Here is a 23,849-nt window from a genome sequence, read left to right as displayed (position 1 = left end):
TCGGCCGCCCGGCGCGTGCTACCCTGGCGCGTCATCCATCCACCGGAGCCGCGCATGGACGATATCGGCCTGAGGGAGCTGCTGGGGCAGGGCGTCAGCCTGGTGGCGCTGGCGCTGTGCGTGATCGGCTTTGCCAGCAAGCGCGACCAGCGGTTGTTCGGCCTGCTGCTGGTCGCCAACGTGGCCTTCGCCGCCCAGTTCGCGTTGTTCGAGAGCTGGGTGGCGGCGGGGATCTCGGCGCTGATCGTGCTGCGCATCGCCCTGGTGCGCCGCTATCCGGGCCACGTCGGCATCATGGCCGCGATGCTGGTCGCCACCCTGGCGATCGCCGCCTTGACCTGGAGCGGCCCCCGCGACGTGCCGGCCCTGCTGGCCGGGCTGCTGGGCACCTATGGCATGTTCATGCTGAGCGGCATCGCCATGCGGGTGGCGCTGGCCGCGGCCGCCTTCTGCTGGATCATCAGCAACCTGCTGGCCGGCTCCATCGGCGGCACCCTCGCCGAGACGCTGATACTCGTGACCAACCTGATCACCATCTGGCGGCTGCGCCGCGCCGCCCGCCGCCTCGGGCTGGGCGGTAGCGGCTGAGTCGGATCCGGCCTCGGGCGGTCTCGGCCCCCTTGCACGCGTCTACCCGCTCGGCTTCGGCCTGTTCGGCCAGCCGAGCGGGGGCGTGGCGCACCGCGCTGTTGCTGGGCGGCTGCGGCGTGAAGGGCCGGACGGCGCGAGGTGAGGCGGGCAGGGGCGCCCGGTTTACATCTGGGCGACGAGGTAGTTCTCGCGGCCGACCAGCTTGATCAGCCGCAGCTGCTGCTCCAGCCAGTGGGCGTGGTCTTCCTCGGTGTCGGAGAGCAGCGGCAGCAGGATGGCGCGGGTGTTGAAGTCGCGCTCGCGCTCGCACAGGGCGATGGCGGCCTTGAGGGCGTCGCCCACCTCGTATTCCAGCTGCAGGTCGTTGGCGAGCATCTCCTCCACGTCCTGGCCGATGCGCACCGGGGTGCGGGTGTGGATGTCCGGCTTGCCCTCGAGCATCAGGATCCGCTCGATCAGCTTCTGGGCGTGGCCCTTCTCGTCGTAGAACTCGTGGTCGATGCGCTCGTGGAGCTTGCTCAGCCCCATGTCGGCGTACATCTCGGCGTGCACGAAGTACTGGTCCATGGCGGCGAGTTCGGCGGCGAGCAGGCCGTTCAGGGCGTCGATGATCTGCGGGTTGCCTTGCATGGTGTCCTTCCCTGGCGAGAATGTCTGGCAGGCATCCTAGTGTGCGCTCCGTGATTGGTCAATTTTTCTTTTATTTTCAGGTGGTTGAGACTATCTTTGCGTGCGATTCGCATTCGGTCCAGGGTTCGCGTCTCGCTCTTTTCCTGGCGCCGCCCTCAGGCGGCGGGCGGCACCCCGAACACGCTCTTCAGGTAGTTCACGTATTCCGGGTCGCGGGTCGTCGCCTTGCCCGGGGCGTCGGAGATCTTGGCCACCGGCTGGCCGTTGCAGGCCACCATCTTGATCACGATGTTCATCGGTTTCACGCCGGGCAGGTCGCAGGTCAGGCTGGTGCCGATACCGAAACTGGTGCCGATGCGCCCGTCCAGGGCGGTCTTGATCGCCATGGCCGAATCGAAGGTCAGGGCATCGCTGAAGATCAGCGTCTTGCCGCGCGGGTCGATGCCCAGCCGTTTGTAGTGGCGAATGCACTTCTCGGCGAACACCATGGGGTCGCCGCTGTCGTGGCGCAGGCCGTCGAACAGCTTGGCGAAGTACAGATCGAAGTCCGCCAGGAAGGCATCCAGGGTGATGGTGTCGGTCAGCGCGACGCCGAGGTGGCCGCGATACTCCTGCACCCAGGCCTCAAGCGCGGCGCGCTGGCTGTCCACCAGGCGGCTGCCGAGCTGCTGGTGGGCCATCACCCACTCGTGGGCCATGGTGCCCATCGGCGCCAGGCCGTGGCGCCGCGCGATGTCGACGTTGCTGGTGCCGACGAAGCGACCGGGAAATTCCTCCGCCAGCACCTCGACGATGGCCTCCTGCACCGGCTGGGAGAGCCGCCGACGGGTGCCGAAGTCGGCCAGCCGGAAGTTCGCCAGCTGGGCCGGCGTGTAGTCGCGGCGCAGCCGGGCCATCTTCTCGCGCAGCCGTTCCACGGCTTGGTCGACGCTCGCCTCGGGGGTCAGCGTGTGGTTGCGCACTTCGCTGATGATCGCCAGGATCACGATCTCGAACAGGATGCTGTGCGTCCAGGGCCCGTCGATGAGGATGCACAGCTCGCTGCCCTCCATGCGCAGGTCCACGTACTCCGGCCGGAAGCGGTACAGCTCCAGGAAGCGGATGAAGTCCGGCGACAGGTAGGCAAACTCGCCCAGGTAGGCCGACTCGGCCTCGCCAAGCGACAGCGACGCCAGGCCGTCGATCTGGGCGCGGATCTCGTCGAGGTAGGGGGCCAGGTCCTCGGCGTCCCGGCAGCGGAACTCCCAGGCCACGCTGGCGTTGGGATACTTGTGATGTACCCCCTGCATCATGGTGAGCTTGTACCAGTCGGTATCCAGCAGCGAGGTGATGATCTGACCCGGGGCGCGGTAGGTGGCCGCCATGAAGGAACTCCCAGTGAGTGACGATGCGCCCGGCGTGAGCCGGCCCATAATGGTAGCGTGTTCACTATTCGGTGACGAATCGATGCCGTCCAGCGGTATCAGGAAGGCAGGCGGGCGGCCAGGTCCTCAAGGAAGGTCTGGATGCGCGCCGCGTTGGTGCCGAGGTCGCTCTGGCCGAGGCGCGAGGCCGAGCGCATGTCCACCTTCGTGCCACTGTCGGTCGGGGTCAGGCGGATCACGATATCGTCCTTGAAGCCGAACCAGCGGGTGGTGGCCATCGCCTCGATGCGCCGTTCCGAGGTGGCGGCGATCTCCCAACCGCGCTCCCGGGCCAGGGCCTCGGCGGCGGTGCGCACCTCGGGGAGCGGGCGGGCGATCTCGAGCGGCCCCAGGTTCGGGTAGCCGGCGCGCTGCTGCTCGGCGAAGTCGCGGGGGTAGGCGAGCGCATTGGGCGCGGCCTGGCGCGCCTCGGCCAGCGCCTCGAAGGCGGGCGGGTTCGTCGGGTCGGTGGTGATGTCGTGGATCGGCGGCACGCTGCGGGCCAGCTCGCGCAGCTGCAGGGGCTGTGCCACCAGCGCCACCACCGTGGCGATCACCAGCATGCTCGCCAGGGCCGGCTTCCAGCGCCGGCACAGGCCGGCCACCACGAAGGCCAGCACGCCGAGTCCGGCCGCTCCCAGGGACAGCAGGGCGCCCCGGCGCAGCAGCGAGAAGGACTCGCCGAGGGACAGCCATTCCAGGCGATAGGCCGGCCCGGCGCCGCCCATCAGCAGCGCCGCCACGGCCAGCAGCACCGCGGCCAGCCAGGCCAGCGCCACCGGCCAGCGGCCGCCCCGGGGGCGGGGCTTGAAGGTCAATGACATCGTGCGAGCGTCCTCCCTCCGTCGTTGGGCGTAGCCTCCTAATATAGTGCCCGAAGCGCCCGCTTGCCGATGCCCTGCAGTGAACCCGTGCGCCGGGCGGGTCCGCAATAATGTCCAAGCCAGCGGCGGGGGAGAGGGCCTAGACTTGGCCTGGTTGGTGCTCAAGGAGAGATGGCATGGCGACACGGCCCAGCCGGTTTCAGTACGTGAAGAGTCGGTTCATTCCCGAACTCACAGTGCTCCATGCGCAAATGAGCGACTTCAGCTACGACCGGCACGCCCACAAGGAATATGCCTTTGGGGTCACCCTGTCCGGGCGACAGGACTTCTTCAGCGGCGGCGAGTTTCATCGCAGCCCGCCGGGGCACGTCATCCAGTTCAATCCCGAGGAGGTACATGACGGCCACCCGGGTGGCGAGAGTCCGCTCGGATACGTCATGGCCTATGTCTCCCCGGCGCCGCTGGAGGCGTTGTTTGCCGCAGCGCTGGGGGACGAGTGCGCCGGCGGATTCAGAAACAGTGAGACGCTGATGTCGGATCCCACCCTGCGCGTCGCCATCCTGGAGCTGGTGCACCTGGTGACCAGTGGGGTCGGCAGTCGCATCGACCAGGAGCATGCCCTGAATCGCATGGCGACGGCGCTGGTGCGGCGTGCCGGAGCGTGCCAGCCGGGCGGCACCGCCAGTCGCGCCGATGCCCTGCTGCTGCGCGCCAAGGACTATGTCCTCGCGCATCTCGAGGAGGACGTGTCGCTGGACGACATCAGCCAGGCCGCGCATCTCTCGAAGTATCACTTCCTGCGGCTGTTTCGTCAGCAGTTCGGCATCACGCCGCACCAGTACGTCATCAACTGCCGGATCAATGCCGCGCGCACTGCTCTGGAGGCCGGTACTGTGCCCAGCGACGTGGCCCTTCGCTATGGCTTCACCGACCTCAGTCATTTCAATCGCCGCTTCAAGCGCATCTACGGCATGACGCCCTTCCAGTACCAGCGAAACGTCATCGACTGAACGAGGATTCCCCCATGCTCGAGATCGTCGCCTATGCCCTGGGCGTCATGTACACCCCTGGGCCTGTGAATCTACTCGGCCTGAATGCCGGTCTCCACGGTCAGGCCAGAACCTCGCTGGGGTTCTTCCTCGGCGTGGGTCTGGCCATGCTGGTGCTGTTCGTGATGTTCGGCTGGATTGGCGCCGCCTGGGTGGGGGGCGACCTGTTGGCCTTGGTGGCGGCTCTGGGCTGTGGCTACATCCTCTACCTGGCCATCAAGATCGCCCGTTCGAGCATCGGCCTGGAGGCCGCGCGACAGGCGCCGCGGGTGCTGCGCCTGCGTGACGGCCTGATCATGCAGCTCTGCAACCCCAAGGGCATCATCGCGACCCTGCCGATCGTCACCATCCAGTTCCCCGCCGCCGGGATCCATGGCCTCGGCCTGCTGGCCTGGTCGCTCGCGCTGGCCGTGCTGGCAACCGGCGCTCCCGGCAGCTACGCGCTGATGGGGGCCCTGCTGGGGCGGCGCATCGAGAATCCCTCGGTACTCTGGGGCTTCAGCCTGGCGATGTCGGCCCTGCTGGTGGGGGTCTCCATGTCGATCGGCTATGAACACGTCTGGCTGCCGCTCACCGCCGGTCTGGGGTGAGGCGCCGTCATCACGATGGAAGATCGTGAGCCGGTTAAGTATCTTGGTGGGGTTCGACACCATCGATATCGACTTCCACGAGGCCTCATGAACCCGACCATCGAACTGCTGAAGTCCCATCGCTCGGTGCGCAAGTTCACCGAGCAGAAGATACCCCACGAGCTGCTGCTGGAGCTGGTCCGCGCCGGCCAGGCCGCGGCGACCTCCAGCCACGTCCAGGCCTACAGCGTCATCCACGTCACCGACCCGGCGAATCGCGAGGCGATCGCTGAGCTCGCCGGCGGCCAGGGCTATGTGGCCAGCGCCTCCGACTTCCTGGTGTTCTGCGCCGACATGAAGCGTCCCACCGAGGCCTCCGAGCGCACCGGCGCCAACGTGGTGCGCGGCATGACCGAGCAGATGCTGGTGGCCAGCGTCGACACCGCGCTGATGGCGCAGAACGTGGCGGTGGCCGCCGAATCCGAAGGCCTGGGCATCTGCTACATCGGCGGCATTCGCAACAACCCTCAGGCCATCAGCGACCTGCTGCACCTGCCGGAGCATGTCTTCCCGGTATTCGGCATGTGTCTCGGCTACCCGGCTCATGACCCGGACGTGAAGCCGCGGCTGCCGGTGGAGGCGATCCTCAAGACGGATCGCTACGATGCGGACGACGAGCAAGTGGCGGCCTTCGACGACACCATGCAGCAGTACTATCGCCAGCGCAGCGGCGGCAACAAGGATTCCGACTGGTCGCGCAACCTCACCCCGCTGTTCGACACCAAGCTGCGCCCCCATATGCGCGACTTCCTGATCGAGCGCGGCTTCGAGATGAAGTGAGCTCGGCGCCGGCCCCAGCGCCGGCATGATGCGTGGGGGTTGCGTCACCGGCGCTCGGTGGTGTGCTCCCGCGCGTCGTCCGGCGGCGGGCACAGCCCGCCGGGCACCCTCAATACCCAGTCGCGGATCGCCTGTATCGTCGGGTCCTCGCGCCGGCCCTCCGGGTAGACCAAGTAGAACGGCTTACCCTCCAGCGCCGGCCCGAAGGGCTGTACCAAGCGACCCTCCGCCAGTTCGTCGGCGATCAGCTGGCGGCTCATCAGCGCCACGCCCTGGCCGCCGATGGCAGCGGAGACGGCGTGGGTCTCGTCGGAGAATACCAGTCCGGCGTTCACGTCCAGCCCCGGCACTTCGGCCCGCTTCTGCCAGCCGGCCCAGTCCAGTGGCGCCACCGATGCGCACTGGGGCCGAAAGTGGATCAGCGGATGGTCGGGCAGCCCGGACGGCTCAGTCAGCCCCAACTGCGGGCTGCAGGCCGGAATAAAGGTATTGTCGAACAGCTTTTCCGCCACCAGCCCCGGCCACTGGCCATCGCCGTAGCGAATCGCCAGGTCCGCGGCCACGCCGTCCAACGCCATCGGCTCGTGGGAGGCGTGGATACGCAGGTCGATCTCCGGGTGGGACTCTCGCAGCAGGCACACCCAGGGCAGCAGCCAGCGCACCGCCACCGCCGGGGTGGTACTGAGCGTGGCGGCCTGGCGGGCGGGGGGCGCCTGCAGCCGCGCCAGGGTCTCCCCGATGCTGTCGAAGGCCGTCTCCAGGGTCTGGAAGAGCTCGCGCCCCTGGGGCGTGAGCAACAGTTGCCGGGGCTTTCTCACGAACAGCGCCACCTCGAGGGCATCCTCCAGGCCGCGAATATGGTGGCTGATGGCCGTGGCTGTCACGGACAGCTCTTGGGCCGCCTGCTTGGCGCTCTCGTGGCGGGCGGCGGCCTCGAAGGCGCGCAGGGCAGACAGCGAGGGGAGTCGGCGAGGGTTCATGGCTGAGATCAACTCACTTGTACCGGCAAATATTCATCGTTTGTGGCGCTGCTGGGCTGGGAATAGGCTCAGTTCACCATCAACGATGAGTGAGTTCATCTCACAAGACAAGGAGCCCGACATGCCCCATCTCCTGCAACTCGACGCCAGCGCCCGCCCCGGCCTCGCCGGTACCGACGAGCACGGTTCCCTCAGCCGTCGCCTCACCCACCGTTTCGTCAGCGGCTGGCGGTCTCGCCAGCCGGAGGCCACCGTGACCCGGCGTGACCTGGGCGGCACGCCGCCGGCCTTCATCGACCAGCGTTGGATCCAGGCGGCCTTCACGCCCCCGGAGCGCCAGGAGCCCTGGATGGCGTCGGTGCTCGACGAGAGCGACCGGCTGATCGACGAACTCATGGCCGCCGATGTCCTGGTGATCGGCGCCCCGCTGTACAACTTCGGCATGCCGGCGGCGCTGAAGGCCTGGGTGGATCAGGTGGTGCGCATGGGACGCACGGTGGACTACGACCCGAGCCGCCCGGACGCTCCCTTCACGCCGCTGCTGGCCGACCGGCCGCGCCACGCCATCATCCTGTCGTCGCGGGGCGGTGCCGGCTTCGACCCCGGCGGCGAGCTGGCCCACATGAACCACCTGGAGCCGGGGCTTTCCACGGTGCTGGAATTCATCGGCATCACCCGCATCCACCGGGTGGCCATTGAGCACCAGGAAGAGGGCGGTGAGCCCCTGGCCGCCTCCATCGAGGCGGCGGAGCGCCGCATCGAGGCGCTGATCGATGAGCTTCAGGCGCAATCCCTGTCCAGCCGTGAGCCGGCCGTGACCGTCTGAGGGGCGATGACCGGACGCTGGAAGCCCTGCTTGGCCCGAGCCGGCGGGGCGGGCGTGCCCGATCATGGGCCACCTGACAGCCCTGCCGCCGGCTTCTAGGCTGGCTGGAGGTGGGACGCCCACGGCGCGGGCGCTGCCTCAATATGCCAGGTCACGACAGCCGAGGTGAGGGATGAGGGTGAAACGCATCATGGCCAATGTGGCCACGGAAGAACTCGACCAGGCGGAAGCCTTCTACGGGGGCATCCTGGGCCTGGAACGGCTCATGGATCACGGCTGGTTTCGCACCTACGGCTCCGACGAGCGGATGCGGGTTCAGGTCAGCTTCGGCGCCGAGGGCGGCTCGGGCACGCCGGTGCCCGATCTCTCCATCGAGGTCGACGACCTTGCGGCCGCGCTGGCGCGCTTCGAGGAGGCGGGCGTGGCCATCGAATACGGGCCCGTCAGCGAGCCCTGGGGCGTGCGGCGCTTCTACGTCCGCGACCCCTTCGGTCGACTCGTCAATATCCTGCAGCATGAGTGAGCATCGACGCCTTTCGGTCGATGACGCGTCTCGTCGGCCAGGCGGCAGGCGCTCGACGGTGACGGCTTTTCCTCTCGCCTCGAACCGGACGAGTGACCCAGCGGGGAGCCGGCGATACGGTTGGAAGGCGCGCCCTGACCGATAGGGCAGGATGGAACGGATGTCGCTGTCCGCTCAGGCGGCCGGCAAGGGACATGGTTTCCTCTCGGTGCCGTCAGGCGCCGCCCCGCCATTCCTGGAGCAACCGCTTCATAAGCTCTCCGGCGGGCAGTTCGCGTGCCAGCGGCGCGCCTTGTCCGGCCCAGTGGGCCGCGAATTCATGATGGCCTAGCCCGGCCGCCGCCGCGTTGAGCCGCTTGGCCGCGTCGTACGCCACCGGATAGGCGGGAGGCGTTATCCCGGGCGTGGCATCGGCATGACGGATCAGGCGATTGAGGATGCCGCGCGCCGGTCGTCCCGAGAGTGCCGACGTCATGCGGGTCTCTGCGGCGCGTTCGCTCCTGAGGTTCGCGCGATAGCCTTCGTTGGCCGCCGATTCGGGACACAGGATGAAGGCGGTTCCCAGCTGGGCGGCGCAGGCGCCCAGCGCCAGGGCCGAGCGGATGCCCCGGCCATCCATGATGCCGCCGGCCGCGACGATCGGCAGCGTCGTCTCCTCGACGAGCCGGCGAACGAGCACCGACGTGCTCAGGTTTTCATCGTTCGCCTCCGGGTCGAAGCAGCCGCGGTGCCCACCCGCTTCAAAGCCCTGAGCCACGATCGCGTCTATGCCCCGCGCCTGGATATCGCACGCCTCCTGCGGGTTCGTCGCCGTCGCCAGGGTGTAGATGCCGGCCTCCCGCAGGGCGCGTATCCGTGCCTCGCACGGCACGCCGAAGTGAAAGCTGACCACGGCGGGGCGCGTCTCGAGCAGCATCTCGAAGGCCGCATCGTCCTCCTTGATGCTGCGGTAGATCTCATCGAGCTCGGTTGGCGGCTCGCTGCCACTTTCCCGGAACAGCGGCGCCAGGTGCTCGAGCCAGGCCGTTTCCCGGGCCGCGTCGCGCCGTGCGGGGGCATGGCAGAAGACGTTGACGTTGAGCGGGCGGGTCGTCAGCGCCTGGGTCCGCTCGATCATCTCCCGTGCCCGGTCGACGCCGCTGGCGCCGATCCCCAGGGAGCCCAGGCCGCCGGCATTCGATACGGCCGCCGCCAGCGCCGGCGTGGCCACGCCGGCCATGGGCGCCTGGATGATGGGCTGGATGCCCAGCCGGGCGGTCAGGGGATGCGACGATGGCATGTGAACGGCCTCCATGAGTGCGGAAACGATGGCTTTCATTGATTCTCAAATTGAGAATAAAATAGAATTATTGATCTTGAAAGGCGAGGTATATGGATCTGGAAACCCTGAGAATCTTCGAGGCCGTCGCCGCCGAATTGAGCATGACGCGTGCCGCCGCACGGCTCGGGCGTGCGCCGTCCAACGTCACCACGCGCATACAGCAGCTGGAGGCGGAGCTGGAGGCAGAGCTGTTCGTTCGTCTCGGCAAGCGCATCACGCTCTCGACGGCGGGGCAGCGCTTCCTGGCCTACGCGCAGCGCCTGCTGGCGCTGGAGGACGAGGCCCGTCAGGCCGTGGGCGGCGGTGGCGGCGGCAGCCTGCGTATCGGCAGCATGGAGAGCACGGCGGCCAGCCGGTTGCCGGCGCCGCTGGCGGCCTTCAACCGCGCCCATCCGGCCACCCGGCTCGAGGTCAGCACCGGCCCCTCGGGGCCGCTGGTGGATGAGGTGCGCGATGGGCGGCTGGACTGCGCCTTCGTGGCCCTGCCCGCCGAGCTCGAGAACGAGCCGGCCCTGGCCGAGATGGGGCTGCAAAGCGCGCCGGTCTGGAAGGAATCGCTGCTGCTGCTGCTGCCGCCCGCCGATGCCAAGGCCACCGCGACGGCGGAGCTTGGCACCCGCACCCTGGCCGCCTTCAGGCCGGGCTGTACCTACCGGGCCATGGCGGAGCAGCGGCTCGGTATCGTCGCCGGAGGCGAATGGCGCATCCAGGAACTGGGGTCCTACCATGCCATGGTGGCGGCCGTCGCCGCGGGCGCCTGCGTCACCCTGCTGCCGCGCAGCGTGCTGGAGCTGAGCCGCGTGCCGGACGACCTGGCCACGCTGGAGATGGGCACCGTCAGCACGCGCCTGCTGTGGCGTCGCGGCTACGAGACGCCCGCTTTCCAGGCGTTCGCGGGTGAGTTCCTGGGGGAGGCATGACACGCTTTCCTCGGGGATGCGTTCTGCACATGATGCGTCTGAGAGGGCGGATCGAGCACAGGCCGCCAGGGCACCACGAGGAATGAGCGTCTCATGAGCCCTGACGCGCCGCACAACCGACGCGATGTACCCTGAGTGCCGTCAGGTGTTCGACGCCTTTCCCGTTCCTGTTCCAGATTGGCTGGGGAGTAAGCAAGTGGGGCAGCATTCGACCCTCCAGGCCGAACTGTCGGCCTTCTATCAACGAAACGGCTTCGGCCCCGTGCTCGGGGAAAGGCCGAAAACCGTGCCTGTATTCACCGGCTGCCTGCTGGTGCCCCTGCCCAACGTCGAGGTGCGGCATCGCTATCTGAAGTACCACGACCTGCATCACCTGGTCACGGGCTATACGGTCGGGCGAATCGGAGAAGGGGAGGTCAGTGCGTGGGAGCTGGGGGCGGGTTCGGCGTTCGAATCTCCCATGCTCGGGCTCATGAACCTGATCGCGCTGTCTACCGGTCTCGTGCTCCAGCCGCGTCGCATGTGGCGGGCCTTCGTGCGCGGGACCGTCAGCCGTCACCTGTATGCCGCCGACGCTCGTGCGGACGTCGACGTGGGACGCTGGGCCGATCTGGCCTCGTTGCGCGCTCATTGCCTGGACGCTCGCCGGGCATGGGGATGGCGACCGATTCGGGCGCTGGAGTTCGGCGCCTATTGCGCCCTGGCCATGTGTATTCACGCGGCCATCGCCGGACCGGCGGTCGTGGCCCGTTTCATCACCGACATCACGCTGGGGTACAGCGTGTTCCAGGCGATCAAGCCGAAGAAACGCAGCGACATATACTGAGCGGGGCTGCCTGGCTGCAGCGTTCCGTGGCTCGCCGCTCCAACTGATACGCTTTTCTGGCCGGTTTCTGACCCTGTTATGTGTTTGCCCCTTCTGTCATCTTGTCCGCCTACGACAGGGGCGGCGACGCGCCCCATGGGTGGCCAAGCGTTCGGGCCGGTATCCAGGGTGTTGAGGGGTGATGATGATCTACGTGGCGTTCTTCCTGATCTTCGTCGGCGTGACGTTCGCGCTCCATCAGGTGTACAGCGTGCACTACGCGATCAACTTCGAGGACGAGGAGGAACGCCCGGCGCGGGTCAACCAGGCCTTGAAGACGCTGGCCGACGAGGCCGGGGGATGCGCCGATGGCGAGCCGTCGGCGAGCTTCGTGCAGGCGGTGAAGCGCATCGTCGGCGATGACGTCGACCCGCGGCTGGTACTGGCGGCGATGGCGCCCGGCAGGCGCAAGGCCTTCGCCGAGCCGCTGCTGCGCCGCAAGGGCCGGATCGAGACGGCCGGCGAGCTGACCATCGCTCACCTGCCGTTCTGGAAGACCCGCCCGCCGATGCACTATCGGCGTGGGCCGGTGCTGGTGCTGGTGATGGCCTGCAGCCTGCTGGCGCTGTTCTGGGGCGGGATGAGCATCTTCACGCTGGCCTACCCGGTGACCGTGCCGGCGCTGGCCTGGGCCAACGACCTGGCCGTGCTCACGGTGCTGGTCTATGCCTCGGCGCTGCTGGCCTTCGGGGCCTCGAAGCTCGACTTCTACCTGCACGATATCCAGCAGATCGGCCGGCTGGAGCGGCGCCTGAACGAGGGCGAATGAGCGCGCGTATCAAGAGGCGTCGATCAGCTCGCCCAGGGTTTTCAGGGCCGCTTCGCTGCGCGGCGTCCAGGGGTGGCCGTAGCTCAGGCGCAGGCAGTGGCGAAAGCCCTGGGTGGCCGAGAAGATCGGGCCCGGTGCCAGGCTGATGCCCCGCTCCCGCGCCTGGCGAAACAGGCGTAGCGAATCCACCCGCTCGGGGAACTCGAACCACAGGAAGTAGCCGCCGGCCGGGTGCGTGGCGCGGGTCTCGGCCGGGAAGTGGCGTGCGGCCGCGGCCAGCATCTGCCCCTGCTGGGTCTCCAGGGCATGGCGCAGCCGACGCAGGTGGCGATCATAGCCGCCGTGCTGGAGGTAGTCGGCGATCGCCGCCTGGGCCGGTAGCGAGGGCGAGATGGTGGTCATCAGCTTGAGCCGCGAGATCGGCTCGGCGAAACGGCCGCCCGCCACCCAGCCGACCCGATAGCCCGGCGCCAGGCACTTCGAGAACGAGCCGCAGTGGATGACCAGGCCGGCGTCGTCGAACTGCTTCACCGGCTTCGGCGGCGTGGTGGCGAAGTGCAGCTCCGCGTAGGCGTCGTCTTCGATCAGCGGCACCCGGTGGCGCTTGATCAGCGCGTACAGTTCGCGCTTCTTGTCGTCATCGAGGCTCGCCCCCAGCGGGTTCTGCAGGTGGCTCATGAACCAGCAGGCCTTGATCGGCAGCCGGGCCAGGCTGTTCGCCAGCACGCCCAGGTCGATGCCCTCGCGGGGATGCACGGGAATCTCCACCGCCCTGAGCTGCAAACGTTCCAGGATCTGCAGGCTGGCGTAGAAGGCCGGCGACTCGATGGCGACCAGGTCGCCGGGCGAGGTCACGGCTTGCAGCCCGAGGTTCAGCGCCTCCATGGCGCCGCTGGTGATCACCAGCTCCTCGGGGGGCAGCGGCATGCCCTTCAGCGTGTAGCGCAGCACGATCTGGCGGCGCAGGTCGGTGTCGCCCGCCGTCATGTCCTTGAGCATGTCGCCGCCGGCCATGCCGCGCAGCCCCTTGGCCATGCTGCGGGCCAGGCGCGCCAGCGGAAACAGCTCGGGGCTGGGGAAGGCCGAGCCGAAAGGCACCGTCTCGGGGTCCTGCAGCGAGTCGAGCACCGAGAACGCCAGCTCGCTGACCGCCACCTCGGCGGTCTCCTGGCGGGGCGGCGCCATGCGCGGCTCGTGCAGCACGCGTCGCGCCTGCTCGCGCACGTAGTAGCCGGAGCGCGCCCTGGCCACGACCAGTCCACGATCCTCCAGCAGGTAATAGGCCTGGAAGACGGTGGAGGGGCTGATGCCATACTCGCGGCTGGCCTGGCGCACCGAGGGCACCTGCTCGCCCGGGGCCAGCACGCCGTCGCGGATCAGCTCGGCGATCTCGTCGGCGAAGCGTTCGTAGCGTTTCATCGGCAGTCCGGCATGCCCGCTCCTGGCCCCGTAATGGAAAAGAGGGGCAATTCCACCACGGCCGGCGCGGCAGGGAAAGCCCGGTGGGAGGGCGGGAAAGCGCCCCGGCGGGCGTGCCAGACCGGGGCGGTATGGCCAGAAGGGAAGGGTGGCGGAAGGGGCCGGCTTACTTGAAGCGCGACCGCGCCTTCTCGATGGATTCGCTCAGCGAGTCCCAGGCCCGTTCGGCGCCGGCGCGGATGTCGTCCCAGGCACTGTCGCTGGACTGTCTCAGTTCCTCGAGCTTGTGGCGCATTTCCTCACGCTTCGCCTCGAGCCGGTCGACGTCCTTTTCCCGCTCGATACGGGAATCGGCATCGGCGCTCTTGGCGCGGGCCTTCAACTTGTCCACCTCGGCCTGCAGCTCGTCCAGCTTGGCGCGCAGCTTCTGTTCGTAGGCATTCCTCTCGCTCATGGGGAAGCTCCTTTCCATGTTCGGATCAGTGGAACCTTGAAGATAGCCTGTCGCGGGTCCGCAAGGCGCTGTCGTTTCAGGGTGGCATAGCGGCCCGGGTGGATGGCAAGGTCAGTGTTGGCTCTGCTCAAAAGTGCCTGCGCTCGGCCATACGGTGTTAAAAATCGGCTCGTGCGCGAGCCCGGTCAAAGTACTCATGTACCGCCTGTAAACTCGCACGCGAGCCCGGTCCGTCTTTTCACCGATTTTTGCCTTGTCTGGCCATCGCTCGGCGACTTTTCAGACAGATCCAAGCGAGCCATCGGCGCTGCCTGGCCGCAATAATGAGTCCTGATCTCTGGCATTCACCTGGCGGAGCCGCCATGAAATCTCTCTCGAGCACCGGGTTTGCGATCTTCGGCGCGGCGCTGATCGCGATCAGCTATGGGCTGGCGCGCTTCGCCTTCGGGCTGTTCGTGCCGCAGATCCGCGACGCGCTGGACCTGGCGCCGGACGTGATCGGCGTGATCGGCGCGCTGCCGCTGATCAGCTTCCTGCTGGCCACGGCGGTCGCGCCCTTCGTCACCGATCATCTCGGGGCTCGCTACACGGCGGTGTTGTCCGGAGCCTTCGGCGTCGGCGGCCTGGCGCTGATCGGCCAGGCCTCCAACGCGCCGATGCTGGGCGCGGGGGTGTTCGCCTGTGGCATCTGCACCGGCCTGATGATGCCCGCGCTCACCGCCGGCATGCAGGCGATCGTCAGGCGCTCGCTGCACGGGCGGGTCAGCTCGGTGATGAACGCGGGCACCAGCATCGGCGTGATCGTCGCGGTGCCGACGGTGCTGTTCCTGGTCGGCGCCTGGCGGCTGGCCTATCTGTCCTTCGCCCTCTGCGCCGCCCTCGGGGTGATCGCCGCCTGGCTGTTCCTGCCTTCGGTGTCGCGGATCGTGCCCGCCAACGCCGCGCCGCCGGCGCCGCTTCGCGAGCTGCCCTGGTCGCGCCTGGTGCGCCTCACGCTGTTCGCCTATGTGATGGGCGTCGTCTCCTCCGCCTACTGGATCTTCGCGCCGGACCTGGTGGTCACCCTGGGCCGTTTGCCGTCCGCCTCCACCGGCTGGCTGTGGCTGGCGGTGGGCATCGCCGGCCTCGGCGGCGCCGTGGTGGCCGACCTGGCCGATCGCAACAACCCGCCGATCACCCATGCGCTGATGCTGATGATGCTGGCCGCGAGCCTGGCGCTGCTCGCCGCCAGCCCCGCCCAGACGCTGCTGGCGGCGTTTTCCGCGCTGGTCTTCGGGCTGGCCTACATGAGCCTGACGGGGCTCTACCTGATGACCGGCATCCGCCTGCTGCCGGGCCGGCTGTCGATGGGGCCGGTGCTGCCCTTCATGGCGGTCTCGCTCGGGCAGGCCACCGGCTCTCCGGTGGTCGGCAAGCTGGTCAATGCCCTCGGCTACGCCGACGCCTTCTCCATGTTCGCCGCGCTGGGCATTCTGGTGGCCATCCTCTCGCCCTTCTACCCGGGCCATATCGAGCACGGCGACGAGGAGGAAGCCGAGGAGGATACCGGCCTGCAGGCGGCCTACGACCACCAGCTCCAGAACGAGGAGGGCGAGCCGCTGGCGGACCCCGAGGAGGACGAGGCGCACAAGCCGGCGGTCGGCGCCTGAGGGCTCAGGCGTCGCCCCGCTCGGCGCGTTCGTTCGGCTGCGGGGGCGTGGGGACCGTGACGGTGCGCGTCAGATGGCCGAGCCGCGGGCCGCCGAGGCGCAGTGTCACCTTGCCCTCGCCCTGGAGGATCCAGCGGGCCGTGGCCTGATGGCCGTTGCCGCCCGAGCGCTGGAACCAGGGCATTTGCGAGGCCTCGCCCAGGCCGCGCCCCCAGCCCGCCAGGTGGCCCAGCGTCTGGCGGGCCCGCTCGGGCTGGCGCAGCCGGCAGCCTTCCACGCTGACGCTTGCCTCGACGCCGGTGTTCCAGGGCCGCTCCCGCGCGGCATTGACCCCATGGGTCGGCAGGTAGCCGCGGTTCTCCACCGTGACCCGCAGCTCCCAGTGCCCGGCGCCCAGCGGTGTGCAGCGCGTGTCGGCGATGGCCAGCCGCGGCAGCATCGCCGACACTCGTAGCCAGTAGCCGGCGATGCCCTGGCAGATCGCGGGCAGCTCCTCGGGGGGCGGGTTCCAGAGGCCGGTCACCGGGTCCAGTCCGCCGACCTCCACCTCGCCGAGCTGGGGATGGCGCACGGCCCGCCAGGGCCGGAACAGCCGCCCGCGGTTGTGTTCGCGCTCCCACCGGGCCAGCCATTCCATGTCCTCGCGGTCGAGCGCCGCATAGTGCTCCACGAAGCGCTTGGGGCGGGGCCGGCTCATGCGCTGGAACAGGTCCCACAGCTCGCAGACCTGGGCCAGGCAGCCGCGCTGGTGGTAGGCGAACTCGGTGAGGTCGCCGTGCAGCGGGGTGTCCGGCTGGTAGGTGAACTCCTCGAAGCCGCTGACTGTGGGGTAGCCGACCTCGGCGTGCCCCCAGGCCTCGAGCTGGCGATAGAGGGCCAGGTCTTGCTGGTCCATGCGGCTGTCGGGGGCGTCGATCAGCGGGCGGATGAACACGCCGCCGAAGGTGTGCAGGTTCAGCCAGGCATAGAGGTTCGGATGGGCCACGGCGAAGTCGATCACCGCCCGGGCCTCGGGCTCGGAGCCGGGGTAGGGGCCGGCGCCGACCTGCTCGGGCTCCGGCCGCCAGCTCCACGGGAAGTTGCGGTTGAAGTCCGGCACGCCCGCCAGCCATTCGGGCTCGGGGATCGTTTCGCCGTCCCAGTGCTCGATCACTCCCTCGGGGTAGAGCCGCCAGTAGGGCGGCGGGTCGTCGAGCCGACGCGGCAGCATCAGGCCGGGCGCCTCGGGCGAGGCGACGAAGTCGCCGGCCTCGTCCTTTACGCGCAGGTAGCGGCAGCGACCGTCGCCGTCGAGGTCGTGGGCGCGCCAGTAGGGCGCGGCGGCGGCTTCCGGCGAGCGGCGCGGGGCGGAGCGCACGAAGCCGCCCTGGCGGAGCACCTGCTCGGCGCCATCCGGCGAGATGCGCGGGCAGACGTAGAACAGCACGTCCCGAAGGAAGCGGCGCAGATGCTCGGGTAGCTCCCCGGGCAGCGGCAGCGCATCGGTGTGCAGCGCCAGGGCCGCCTCGGCCACCGCCAGGGCGACGCTGGAGCCGGCCAGCTCGGTGCCGTGCATGTTGCCGTCCACCCACACGGCGGGGCGCTTGCGCGCCGGCTCGTGGCCGACGGTGAGCACCCAGATCTCCCGTCCCTCGGGGCTCACGCCGATGCTCTGCAGGTGGGCCAACGCCGGATAGGCCTGCACCCACGCCTTGAGCCGGTGGGTCAGGGCGTCGTGGCTCAGGTAGCGGTGTCGGAAGCGGCTGTCGTGAACACCCCGTCCCATGTGCCTGCCTCGCTCGGCCATGCCTGATGACAGTATGGCGCAGCGCCGCGAGGCGCCGGAGCCTGAGAAAACTCAGGCGTCGGTGCTAGGCTGAGTCTCTGAGCATCATAACTATAACCCACCGCCAGCTCCCGGAACGCCACCGTGGCAACCGGTTCCCCGCCACTCATGGCGATCGTCATGCGGACGATCGCCGGCAGGGGAACCGGTTGCCGCGTGGTGCTATTCAACCTCCAGGGAGACGAGAGGATCACGATGAGCGAAGCATCGACCATGGATATCAGGCTGGCGGAAGCGCAGGACCTGCCGAGGATCGTCGAGATCTACAATGCCGCGGTGCCGAGCCGCCGCTCGACGGCGGATACCGAGACGGTGACCCCGGAATCCCGTCGCGAGTGGTTCCACCGGCACGAGCCGGAACGTCGCCCGCTGCTGGTCGGCGAGGACCAGGGCGACATCGTCGCCTGGATGAGCTTCGAGGACTTCTACGGCCGGCCAGCGTACGCCCACACCGCCGAGCTCAGCATCTACATCGCGCCGGACTACCAGGGCAGGCTGCTCGGGAAGCGGCTGTTGCAGCGAGCGGAAGCGCTGGCCCCCAGCCTGGGCATATACACCCTCGTCGGCTATGTGTTCGCCCACAACGCACCGAGCCTGCGCCTGCTGCGTGCCAGTGGCTACCAGGAGTGGGGGCGGCTGCCGGACGTCGCCCGCATGGACGGCAGCGACTACAGCCTGTGCATCATGGGCAAGCGCCTGGAGAGCGCCCCGGCCCCGCTGGAGCAGCCGGCTGGCTCGGGTTAGCCGCGGCGCCTGAGTCAGCCCGGCGGCTTGCTCAGCCGTACTTGTGCTGCCAGCCCTTCACCGCGATCTGCTCCTTGAGCAGTTCCAGCATATCCACCAGCACCTGTTCGGTAATCTGCTCGGTCTTGGGATCGGTGCGCAGCCAGGCATCGAAGCCGCTCTCGGCCAGGTGCTCCACCAGGGAAGAGAACTCCGACGACTGCAGGCCCGCCAGCGCCTCGTCGACCAGGCGGCAGGCCAGGTCGGAGAACGAGGCCTCGAGCCCGCGGGTCAGCTGGCCGCCCAGCGGCAGGCGCCCGAGGCGGCGAATCTCCGGGCTCTCCGACAGGGTGCGGCCGACCAGCCCGCGCACGTAGCGCAGGGTGTCGTCGCGGTGGTGGGCATAGGCGTCGCCGGCCATGGCCTCCAGCCGCTGGCTGATCTCGCGGATCAGCGCCTGCTTGCGGGGCTGCACGATCCGTTCGATCACCGGGGTCGAGAGCCCGTCGCCGGCGCGGATCTCCTGCTGCACGTTGTCGAGCATGCGGATGGCGATGCGGTCGGTGAGTTCCTCCAGCAGGATGTCGTAGTACTTGGCGACCACGGTGTAGACATACCAGCGGCGCACGTCGATCAGGCCCATGCGCTGCAGGCGGTGCAGCAGCGAGATCACGCGCAGGATACGCAGCAGCCGGAAGCCACCCAGCGGGATGCAGCCGAGCACGTCGTACCAGTGCACGAAGGGGTAGAAGAACCAGCGGTGGTAGTGGCGTTCGGCGATGGCCACCGCCCAGCCCAGCAGCACGTCGAGCAGGAAGACGGCCACGAACGCCAGGTCGATGGTGAGAAAGTGGGCGTGGATGTTCCGCTCGTAGGCGCCGTGCAGGCCCGGAGCCACCGCCTCGAAGGCGGCGTTCAGCGGTGGCAGCAGGAACAGGCTGTCGAACAGCAGCAGCGCCAGGTTGGCGATCACCAGCACGATGATCAGCAGGTCCCACACCAGATGGGCCCGTTCCAGGGCGGGCGAGGTCGTGCGGGTGGCGGGCATGATCTCTCCTCAATCGGTTCCGGGAAGTCCTTTCCCACCCAGCCTAGAGCGTCCAGGCGTTGGTGGCATGACAAACGCGCGGGCAGGTACGTTCACCCTCTCGGCGGGAATAGCGCCACGGGCCGCATCGGTCCAGCGCGGCGCCCGCGCATGTCGGGAATGCGAAGCGGCTGTGGATATGTCGAAGCGCTGGGCGTCTCCCCGCGTGATATATTCGCCTTGCCGCACACCATCGATGTGGCCGAGGTGCGAGGGGAACATCGAGGATGCCTAGGCGGTTTCTTGCCGGCGAACCACGGGGAAAAGCCATGAGGCTGCGTCTGTTCTTGTCGCTCTTGGCCATCGTCGTGCCGGCCTCTGCGGACTCATCGATAGGCGTCTCGTCCCTGGTGGATGACTCCGATGGCAATCGCCCGATCGAGCTATCCATCTGGTATCCATCCGAAGGCGGTTCGCCTTCCATGGTTGGCGGGAATGCCGTTTTCCAGGGCGTTTACGCCTCGCCTAATGCCTCGGTGCTGGACGGGAAGTTTCCTCTCGTGGTGGTGTCACACGGCGGTTTGCGGTCCGCCAGCGATTCAGGGGCATGGCTTGGCGCCGGCTTGGCAAGGGCAGGCTTTATCGCCGTGGAGGTCAATGCGCCACGCCCCGCTAGCGCGGCAATGGCGGTAAACGAGATATGGCAGCGTCCTCGAGACATCAGCCGCAGCCTGGACCTGATGCTGGGCGACCGGCGCTGGGCGGAGCACCTCGATCACGCAAGGATTTTCGTGGTGGGGGTTGCCCTGGGTGGAACGGCGGCGCTTGCCGTGTCCGGGGCCGAGCTTGATGCCGAGCGCTACCTTCAAACATGCAACGATGATGGCGAAGCAGGGCCGGACTGTGAGTGGTACCGGGCGCAGGGCGTCGCTCTGGATCAGGTTGATTCCGGGGAGCTCGGGCAATCCAGGTACGATCACCGCATCAAGGCTGCGGTCGCCATCGATCCCGAGTACCTGACGGCCTTTTCGGGTGACGGCAGGGCGCCTGTCGCTCCGGCTCTGTTGATCTCGCTCGGTGACCAGGGACGCAAGACAACGCAGCTGCCTCGGGCCGAGCACGTCGCGATCCCAGAGGCCGACCGCTTCGATGCCTTCGCCGTGTGCACCGAGAGAGGGCCGCAGATCCTGCGGGAAGGGAGAGGCGATGTGGCCTTGTGTGGTGCCTCACAGGGAGCGAGAGCGCGCCATCACGCTACCATCACCCGTGCGCTCCTGGCGTTTCTTCAGGCTTATCCATAAGCGCCGAGTGTCCGGCTTTACGGATCGCTTCGGGCTTTCCAGCTCTGCCTGTCAGCGGCGACGCCTTGCCAGGCTTTCCTTGCCTAGCCAGTGAGTGTTCGAGCGATGACAGGGCGCTTCGCTCTATGCTTTCCACGGTGCCGCCTGGAGGCGATGCCTGCTGCATTGCCCGGCCGAGACCGCTGCTTCGTTTCCCTTCATGGTGGAGTGCTTGATGAACGTCGAAGATGTAAAGAAGGAAGACTATCGTGAGCTGCTGGACGTCTGGGAGGCCTCGGTCAGGGAGACGCATGACTTCCTGCGCGAGCAGGATCTCCTGGAGCTGAAGCCACTCATCTACGAGCAGTATTTCGGCGCCGTCGATCTAACGTGCATCAAAGGTAAGAGCGGTGACATCCTGGGCTTTTGCGGCGTGCATGACGGCAATATCGAGATGCTTTTCGTCGCGCCGCATGCGCGCGGCGAAGGCATCGGCTCCTTGCTGCTGGATGACGCGGTGACCGTCCAGGGCGCTACGAGGGTGGATGTGAACGAACAGAACCCACAGGCGCTGGGCTTCTACCAGCACAAGGGCTTTTCCGTCAGGGACCGCTCACCGCTCGACGGACTGGGAAAGCCCTACCCGCTGCTGCATATGGCGCTGGTGGGCACGCCGTGACACGCCTTGCCCCTGGCCTCGACGGTGGCGCCTCAGCCCGCCAATAAGCCCTCGTCGAGCGCTTCCCCCAGCCGATCCACGGCGGCGGCCAGCTTCTCGTCGATCACATGGAGATACTCCGTCCAGTCGTCGACGTGGTTGAGCTCCGCCTTGCCGTCCGAGATGCCGCGCAGCACCACCAGCGGCACGTCTAAGCGGGTGCAGGCGCGCAGGCAGGCGTAGCTCTCCATGTCCACCATGTCAGCGGCGATGGCCGCATAGGCCGCCCCCGAGACGATGTTGGCGCCGGTCGAGAGCGACGCCTCGCGAATCCCGGGAATGCGCAGCGGCAGGGGCAGGATAGCCGGCAGGTCGAGGAAGGGCGTGACGCCTTTCTCGAAGCCGAGCGGAGAGGCGTCCATGTCGCGGTAGGCCACCGAGGTCGCCTGATAGACCTCGGTCTGCTCGAGCGCCCGGCTGCCCGCCGAGCCCAGCGACACCACCAGGTCCGGCCGTTGCCCGCGAGCCGCAAGCTCCGCCAGCGCCGCGGTGAGCTCCACCGCCGCCTCCACCGGTCCCACGCCGGTCATGAAGGGCACGAAACGCTCCCGCAGATGCGGCCCGTATTCGGCGTCTGCCGCCATCACGAACAGCACGGAGCGGCCGCCCAGCGTGGTCAGCGGCGCCGGTGCGCGTGGTGTCTGGTTCATCCCGAAGTCTCCCGCAGCTGATAAAGGCCACCATCATGGCGGGCAGGCGCGTTGGCGCCAAGTGTGCGGGGACCATGGCTGCTTAGCAGGGCGTTTCTTAAGACAGGCGAAAATGAAAAGCCGAAGCACAACTCTCTTTACTCGATGAAATTATGTGTCTCTAGCTTTAGATTGATGTTTCGTCTACCAGTAAGAGAGTGCCAAAGCTTATTCAAGTTGATGATTGTAGTTTTGTTGTGTGCATACTTACGTTTTGGGTGCGCATTCTAGGTAAAATGCCTGGCTTTTTTGTTGTTTCACTATCACGTTCATCATCTTCTCTGTAAATATTCTTAGAGATGGCGTGGATACTTTTAAGGTTGCTACCCAGAGATGTTGCCTAGAAATCCATGGTTGGCTTGTTGATTTTTTTTATCTTCTGTCTTATATTTAAACACTGCTGTGTAAGCGTTCTTCTTTTTTGGTGCTGCGAAGAATTTTATGGATCGACTGCCTAGAAGCTAAACGTGAAATATCTTCGTCAGACTTCACAAGTTGGTTTGTAGTGTTAAGGAATAGCAATGAAAGGGATTTGGGGTAAGCTTGAGCAGAATCCACGTTTTTTTACATGTTTTTGGGGTGCTATAGGTTCGTTTTTAGTCTGGCTTATTGTTGAGTATTCAGGTGGTGCTCTGTTGTTTCTTGGGAGTAATACTCTAAGCTTTTTGACGGATTATATAGATAGTAGGTATGAAAAAGCTTCGATCCTGCAAAACACGACATATTCGTATTTTATATTAAGTCTGATTTTTGTGGTTGTTGCTGTAGCTTGGGGGGAAGTTTCTTCCAAGATATCTTATGGTTTTAAAAAGTCGAAGGTGAAGGATGGCGGAAAAAAGGGCGATCCGGCGTGGGCTCCCTTTGTTTTTTTAGTGGTCAAGTTGGTAGTGTGGTTTTACCTTTTGATGGCCCTTTTGTTTTTGGCAGGCGAGTCTATAGTTTTGAACGCTTCTTCAGATTTTAAGCAACATATGAGGGTTGTCGCCCCGTATATTTCGGATCAAGAAGAAGAGCTTCTCTTCTCTGAGTGGTCACAGATGGAGTCGCTGGAAGATTATAATGCTTTGTATGAAAAGCTAACCCCTGTAGCAAAAGAACATGGGCTGCGGTTGAAGCGTAATCATCATTATTAGTGTTAGATACGCTTTGTAAAGGCCCTTAGTGTCCTGCTTCGAAGGTTCGTTGAAGACATGGTTAACACATTGGATTATCAATCAAGGCGTTGAAGTGACCCTCTCCATAGCTGCACAGGGTGATAGTGCAGCCATCAGGAGGGGGTTACATTAGCTGCGTAGGGTGTGCAGAAATAAGCGGTATTACAATGGGTTTGACAAGGGGAAGTTAGGCCTTCCCCTTGTTATATGCTTCTGGTCGTCTAAATGTTTGGCGCTATCTCAGATGGCTCTTGGAGGTATTGTTTTGTTTGTTTTGTCCATCTGAGTGCTGAGTATCCAGCTATAAGGCGGTGCCCTACCCAACGAAGGTCTACAGTTGGAGGGAAGCCTGGCTTGTTTGTTAGTAGTAATTTCCCCATCAGAGAGGTCCATTCGTCATGGTCAATTAATATGCCACCATAGCCATGGTATGATCTTCCGCTCTTATACCAAGCAATGCTTTTGAAAAGTTTTTCTCCTATATACGGTTGAAGCTTGCTTAGCTGAACAGAAGACTTGGTTGACATGTCTATCATGGGGATATGTAAAAGCTTTCCTTCTTTTGTCTTTGTTTTTGAGTGCAAGGCCAGCTCCATCTTTGGAGGAGTTTCTTTTATTATTTCAATTATTGTTTCTTCTTTCAGGAAGTCTGTTTTTGACAATGTCAGTTCTTGCCTTCCATCGCTAAGTGACTGAGGAATGTACTCATAGTAGCTCAGATAAATTTCAGATATGTTCTCCGAAGAGTTCTCTATGACTTTTCTGGCATGCCAGTAAGGATGGTTGGGATTTATTTGCATG

General features: G+C 66.0%; 25 protein-coding genes. 14 read left to right on the top strand and 11 right to left on the bottom strand.

What is annotated here, in order from left to right:
* Nucleotides 1-54: 54 nt before the first annotated feature.
* Nucleotides 55-588: a YgjV family protein gene (locus tag ACXAFN_RS04760; protein WP_474986647.1), complete on the top strand. Its 534-nt coding sequence runs from the start codon at nucleotides 55-57 to the stop codon at nucleotides 586-588.
* 165 nt (nucleotides 589-753) lie between these two features.
* Here the strand turns inward: ACXAFN_RS04760 and bfr are convergent, their stop codons facing one another.
* From bfr to ACXAFN_RS04745, 3 genes are all read right to left on the bottom strand, one after another.
* On the bottom strand, nucleotides 754-1,221 hold the full coding sequence (gene bfr, locus ACXAFN_RS04755; protein ID WP_474986645.1) for a bacterioferritin: 468 nt from the start codon (nucleotides 1,219-1,221) through the stop codon (nucleotides 754-756).
* Between the two features lie 155 nt (nucleotides 1,222-1,376).
* Nucleotides 1,377-2,585 (bottom strand): nicotinate phosphoribosyltransferase, encoded by a 1,209-nt coding sequence (gene pncB, locus ACXAFN_RS04750; RefSeq protein WP_474986643.1) that lies wholly within the window; start codon nucleotides 2,583-2,585, stop codon nucleotides 1,377-1,379.
* Nucleotides 2,586-2,683: 98 nt separating this feature from the next.
* A complete protein-coding gene (locus ACXAFN_RS04745; RefSeq protein ID WP_474986641.1) occupies nucleotides 2,684-3,448 on the bottom strand; it encodes a DUF1499 domain-containing protein in 765 nt (254 codons plus the stop codon).
* Nucleotides 3,449-3,624: 176 nt separating this feature from the next.
* Here ACXAFN_RS04745 and ACXAFN_RS04740 point away from each other — a divergent pair, with 176 nt between their 5' ends.
* From ACXAFN_RS04740 to nfsA, 3 genes are all read left to right on the top strand, one after another.
* Nucleotides 3,625-4,458 (top strand): AraC family transcriptional regulator, encoded by an 834-nt coding sequence (locus ACXAFN_RS04740; RefSeq protein WP_474986639.1) that lies wholly within the window; start codon nucleotides 3,625-3,627, stop codon nucleotides 4,456-4,458.
* Between the two features lie 14 nt (nucleotides 4,459-4,472).
* Nucleotides 4,473-5,087 carry a LysE family translocator gene (locus ACXAFN_RS04735; RefSeq protein ID WP_474986637.1) on the top strand — a complete coding sequence of 205 codons (615 nt, stop codon included), beginning with the start codon at nucleotides 4,473-4,475 and terminating at the stop codon, nucleotides 5,085-5,087.
* Between the two features lie 87 nt (nucleotides 5,088-5,174).
* Nucleotides 5,175-5,906 (top strand): oxygen-insensitive NADPH nitroreductase, encoded by a 732-nt coding sequence (gene nfsA / locus ACXAFN_RS04730; RefSeq protein ID WP_474986635.1) that lies wholly within the window; start codon nucleotides 5,175-5,177, stop codon nucleotides 5,904-5,906.
* A 44-nt stretch (nucleotides 5,907-5,950) separates the two neighbouring features.
* On the opposite strand, the gene ACXAFN_RS04725 is transcribed toward nfsA, so the two are convergent.
* Entirely contained in the window at nucleotides 5,951-6,886 is a 936-nt protein-coding gene (locus ACXAFN_RS04725; RefSeq protein WP_474986634.1) for a LysR substrate-binding domain-containing protein, read from the bottom strand.
* A 121-nt stretch (nucleotides 6,887-7,007) separates the two neighbouring features.
* Here ACXAFN_RS04725 and ACXAFN_RS04720 point away from each other — a divergent pair, with 121 nt between their 5' ends.
* Together ACXAFN_RS04720 and ACXAFN_RS04715 are read left to right on the top strand one after the other, a co-directional pair.
* Nucleotides 7,008-7,712: an FMN-dependent NADH-azoreductase gene (locus ACXAFN_RS04720; RefSeq protein ID WP_474986632.1), complete on the top strand. Its 705-nt coding sequence runs from the start codon at nucleotides 7,008-7,010 to the stop codon at nucleotides 7,710-7,712.
* Nucleotides 7,713-7,884: 172 nt separating this feature from the next.
* Nucleotides 7,885-8,235, top strand: a complete 351-nt coding sequence (locus ACXAFN_RS04715) for a VOC family protein (protein ID WP_474986631.1) — start codon at nucleotides 7,885-7,887, stop codon at nucleotides 8,233-8,235.
* 214 nt (nucleotides 8,236-8,449) lie between these two features.
* Here ACXAFN_RS04715 and ACXAFN_RS04710 read toward each other — a convergent pair whose 3' ends face one another.
* Nucleotides 8,450-9,514 carry an NAD(P)H-dependent flavin oxidoreductase gene (locus tag ACXAFN_RS04710; RefSeq protein WP_474986630.1) on the bottom strand — a complete coding sequence of 355 codons (1,065 nt, stop codon included), beginning with the start codon at nucleotides 9,512-9,514 and terminating at the stop codon, nucleotides 8,450-8,452.
* Nucleotides 9,515-9,606: 92 nt separating this feature from the next.
* Here ACXAFN_RS04710 and ACXAFN_RS04705 point away from each other — a divergent pair, with 92 nt between their 5' ends.
* The 3 genes from ACXAFN_RS04705 (at nucleotide 9,607) to ACXAFN_RS04695 (ending at nucleotide 12,110) form a co-directional block, all read left to right on the top strand.
* Nucleotides 9,607-10,476 (top strand): LysR family transcriptional regulator, encoded by an 870-nt coding sequence (locus tag ACXAFN_RS04705; protein WP_474986627.1) that lies wholly within the window; start codon nucleotides 9,607-9,609, stop codon nucleotides 10,474-10,476.
* 145 nt (nucleotides 10,477-10,621) lie between these two features.
* Nucleotides 10,622-11,302 (top strand): hypothetical protein, encoded by a 681-nt coding sequence (locus ACXAFN_RS04700; protein ID WP_474986625.1) that lies wholly within the window; start codon nucleotides 10,622-10,624, stop codon nucleotides 11,300-11,302.
* 181 nt (nucleotides 11,303-11,483) lie between these two features.
* Nucleotides 11,484-12,110, top strand: coding sequence for a hypothetical protein (locus tag ACXAFN_RS04695; protein ID WP_474986624.1), 627 nt, complete (start codon nucleotides 11,484-11,486; stop codon nucleotides 12,108-12,110).
* A 9-nt stretch (nucleotides 12,111-12,119) separates the two neighbouring features.
* On the opposite strand, the gene mapR is transcribed toward ACXAFN_RS04695, so the two are convergent.
* Nucleotides 12,120-13,529 carry a GntR family transcriptional regulator MpaR gene (mapR, locus tag ACXAFN_RS04690; RefSeq protein ID WP_474986622.1) on the bottom strand — a complete coding sequence of 470 codons (1,410 nt, stop codon included), beginning with the start codon at nucleotides 13,527-13,529 and terminating at the stop codon, nucleotides 12,120-12,122.
* 166 nt (nucleotides 13,530-13,695) lie between these two features.
* Nucleotides 13,696-13,983 carry a sll1863 family stress response protein gene (locus ACXAFN_RS04685; protein WP_474986621.1) on the bottom strand — a complete coding sequence of 96 codons (288 nt, stop codon included), beginning with the start codon at nucleotides 13,981-13,983 and terminating at the stop codon, nucleotides 13,696-13,698.
* 362 nt (nucleotides 13,984-14,345) lie between these two features.
* Here ACXAFN_RS04685 and ACXAFN_RS04680 point away from each other — a divergent pair, with 362 nt between their 5' ends.
* A complete protein-coding gene (locus ACXAFN_RS04680) occupies nucleotides 14,346-15,632 on the top strand; it encodes an MFS transporter (RefSeq protein ID WP_474986619.1) in 1,287 nt (428 codons plus the stop codon).
* Nucleotides 15,633-15,636: 4 nt separating this feature from the next.
* Here the strand turns inward: ACXAFN_RS04680 and ACXAFN_RS04675 are convergent, their stop codons facing one another.
* A complete protein-coding gene (locus ACXAFN_RS04675) occupies nucleotides 15,637-17,397 on the bottom strand; it encodes a M14 family metallopeptidase (RefSeq protein ID WP_474986617.1) in 1,761 nt (586 codons plus the stop codon).
* Nucleotides 17,398-17,652: 255 nt separating this feature from the next.
* Between ACXAFN_RS04675 and ACXAFN_RS04670 the strand changes: the two genes are divergently transcribed.
* Nucleotides 17,653-18,201, top strand: a complete 549-nt coding sequence (locus ACXAFN_RS04670) for an N-acetyltransferase family protein (RefSeq protein ID WP_474986616.1) — start codon at nucleotides 17,653-17,655, stop codon at nucleotides 18,199-18,201.
* A 31-nt stretch (nucleotides 18,202-18,232) separates the two neighbouring features.
* On the opposite strand, the gene ACXAFN_RS04665 is transcribed toward ACXAFN_RS04670, so the two are convergent.
* Nucleotides 18,233-19,228, bottom strand: coding sequence for an ion transporter (locus tag ACXAFN_RS04665; RefSeq protein WP_474986614.1), 996 nt, complete (start codon nucleotides 19,226-19,228; stop codon nucleotides 18,233-18,235).
* 308 nt (nucleotides 19,229-19,536) lie between these two features.
* Between ACXAFN_RS04665 and ACXAFN_RS04660 the strand changes: the two genes are divergently transcribed.
* Nucleotides 19,537-20,508: an alpha/beta hydrolase family protein gene (locus ACXAFN_RS04660; protein ID WP_474986612.1), complete on the top strand. Its 972-nt coding sequence runs from the start codon at nucleotides 19,537-19,539 to the stop codon at nucleotides 20,506-20,508.
* A gap of 214 nt (nucleotides 20,509-20,722) precedes the next feature.
* Complete coding sequence (locus ACXAFN_RS04655; protein WP_474986610.1) at nucleotides 20,723-21,166, top strand: GNAT family N-acetyltransferase; 444 nt, start codon at nucleotides 20,723-20,725, stop codon at nucleotides 21,164-21,166.
* A 32-nt stretch (nucleotides 21,167-21,198) separates the two neighbouring features.
* Here the strand turns inward: ACXAFN_RS04655 and ACXAFN_RS04650 are convergent, their stop codons facing one another.
* Nucleotides 21,199-21,855, bottom strand: a complete 657-nt coding sequence (locus ACXAFN_RS04650) for a 5'-methylthioadenosine/S-adenosylhomocysteine nucleosidase (RefSeq protein ID WP_474986608.1) — start codon at nucleotides 21,853-21,855, stop codon at nucleotides 21,199-21,201.
* A 560-nt stretch (nucleotides 21,856-22,415) separates the two neighbouring features.
* On the opposite strand from ACXAFN_RS04650, the gene ACXAFN_RS04645 reads away from it, so the two are divergent.
* Nucleotides 22,416-23,027: a hypothetical protein gene (locus ACXAFN_RS04645; RefSeq protein WP_474986606.1), complete on the top strand. Its 612-nt coding sequence runs from the start codon at nucleotides 22,416-22,418 to the stop codon at nucleotides 23,025-23,027.
* A 242-nt stretch (nucleotides 23,028-23,269) separates the two neighbouring features.
* On the opposite strand, the gene ACXAFN_RS04640 is transcribed toward ACXAFN_RS04645, so the two are convergent.
* Nucleotides 23,270-23,848 (bottom strand): primase 1D-like protein, encoded by a 579-nt coding sequence (locus tag ACXAFN_RS04640; RefSeq protein WP_474986604.1) that lies wholly within the window; start codon nucleotides 23,846-23,848, stop codon nucleotides 23,270-23,272.
* Nucleotide 23,849 lies beyond the last annotated feature (1 nt).

Source organism: Halomonas sp. ABH4_019, from assembly GCF_056159885.1.
The sequence above is the reverse complement of the archived record's forward strand: the minus strand, read 5'-3'. Positions and strand labels throughout refer to the sequence as shown.

What these genes read in the sequence shown, in the direction of transcription:
- ACXAFN_RS04760 (WP_474986647.1), top strand. Translation starts at nt 55, where the DNA reads ATGGACGATATCGGCCTGAGGGAGCTGCTGGGGCAGGGCGTCAGCCTG.
- bfr (WP_474986645.1), bottom strand. Translation starts at nt 1,221, where the DNA reads ATGCAAGGCAACCCGCAGATCATCGACGCCCTGAACGGCCTGCTCGCC.
- pncB (WP_474986643.1), bottom strand. Translation starts at nt 2,585, where the DNA reads ATGGCGGCCACCTACCGCGCCCCGGGTCAGATCATCACCTCGCTGCTG.
- ACXAFN_RS04745 (WP_474986641.1), bottom strand. Translation starts at nt 3,448, where the DNA reads ATGTCATTGACCTTCAAGCCCCGCCCCCGGGGCGGCCGCTGGCCGGTG.
- ACXAFN_RS04740 (WP_474986639.1), top strand. Translation starts at nt 3,625, where the DNA reads ATGGCGACACGGCCCAGCCGGTTTCAGTACGTGAAGAGTCGGTTCATT.
- ACXAFN_RS04735 (WP_474986637.1), top strand. Translation starts at nt 4,473, where the DNA reads ATGCTCGAGATCGTCGCCTATGCCCTGGGCGTCATGTACACCCCTGGG.
- nfsA (WP_474986635.1), top strand. Translation starts at nt 5,175, where the DNA reads ATGAACCCGACCATCGAACTGCTGAAGTCCCATCGCTCGGTGCGCAAG.
- ACXAFN_RS04725 (WP_474986634.1), bottom strand. Translation starts at nt 6,886, where the DNA reads ATGAACCCTCGCCGACTCCCCTCGCTGTCTGCCCTGCGCGCCTTCGAG.
- ACXAFN_RS04720 (WP_474986632.1), top strand. Translation starts at nt 7,008, where the DNA reads ATGCCCCATCTCCTGCAACTCGACGCCAGCGCCCGCCCCGGCCTCGCC.
- ACXAFN_RS04715 (WP_474986631.1), top strand. Translation starts at nt 7,885, where the DNA reads ATGAGGGTGAAACGCATCATGGCCAATGTGGCCACGGAAGAACTCGAC.
- ACXAFN_RS04710 (WP_474986630.1), bottom strand. Translation starts at nt 9,514, where the DNA reads ATGCCATCGTCGCATCCCCTGACCGCCCGGCTGGGCATCCAGCCCATC.
- ACXAFN_RS04705 (WP_474986627.1), top strand. Translation starts at nt 9,607, where the DNA reads ATGGATCTGGAAACCCTGAGAATCTTCGAGGCCGTCGCCGCCGAATTG.
- ACXAFN_RS04695 (WP_474986624.1), top strand. Translation starts at nt 11,484, where the DNA reads ATGATGATCTACGTGGCGTTCTTCCTGATCTTCGTCGGCGTGACGTTC.
- mapR (WP_474986622.1), bottom strand. Translation starts at nt 13,529, where the DNA reads ATGAAACGCTACGAACGCTTCGCCGACGAGATCGCCGAGCTGATCCGC.
- ACXAFN_RS04685 (WP_474986621.1), bottom strand. Translation starts at nt 13,983, where the DNA reads ATGAGCGAGAGGAATGCCTACGAACAGAAGCTGCGCGCCAAGCTGGAC.
- ACXAFN_RS04680 (WP_474986619.1), top strand. Translation starts at nt 14,346, where the DNA reads ATGAAATCTCTCTCGAGCACCGGGTTTGCGATCTTCGGCGCGGCGCTG.
- ACXAFN_RS04675 (WP_474986617.1), bottom strand. Translation starts at nt 17,397, where the DNA reads ATGGGACGGGGTGTTCACGACAGCCGCTTCCGACACCGCTACCTGAGC.
- ACXAFN_RS04670 (WP_474986616.1), top strand. Translation starts at nt 17,653, where the DNA reads ATGAGCGAAGCATCGACCATGGATATCAGGCTGGCGGAAGCGCAGGAC.
- ACXAFN_RS04665 (WP_474986614.1), bottom strand. Translation starts at nt 19,228, where the DNA reads ATGCCCGCCACCCGCACGACCTCGCCCGCCCTGGAACGGGCCCATCTG.
- ACXAFN_RS04660 (WP_474986612.1), top strand. Translation starts at nt 19,537, where the DNA reads ATGAGGCTGCGTCTGTTCTTGTCGCTCTTGGCCATCGTCGTGCCGGCC.
- ACXAFN_RS04655 (WP_474986610.1), top strand. Translation starts at nt 20,723, where the DNA reads ATGAACGTCGAAGATGTAAAGAAGGAAGACTATCGTGAGCTGCTGGAC.
- ACXAFN_RS04650 (WP_474986608.1), bottom strand. Translation starts at nt 21,855, where the DNA reads ATGAACCAGACACCACGCGCACCGGCGCCGCTGACCACGCTGGGCGGC.
- ACXAFN_RS04645 (WP_474986606.1), top strand. Translation starts at nt 22,416, where the DNA reads ATGAAAGGGATTTGGGGTAAGCTTGAGCAGAATCCACGTTTTTTTACA.
- ACXAFN_RS04640 (WP_474986604.1), bottom strand. Translation starts at nt 23,848, where the DNA reads ATGCAAATAAATCCCAACCATCCTTACTGGCATGCCAGAAAAGTCATA.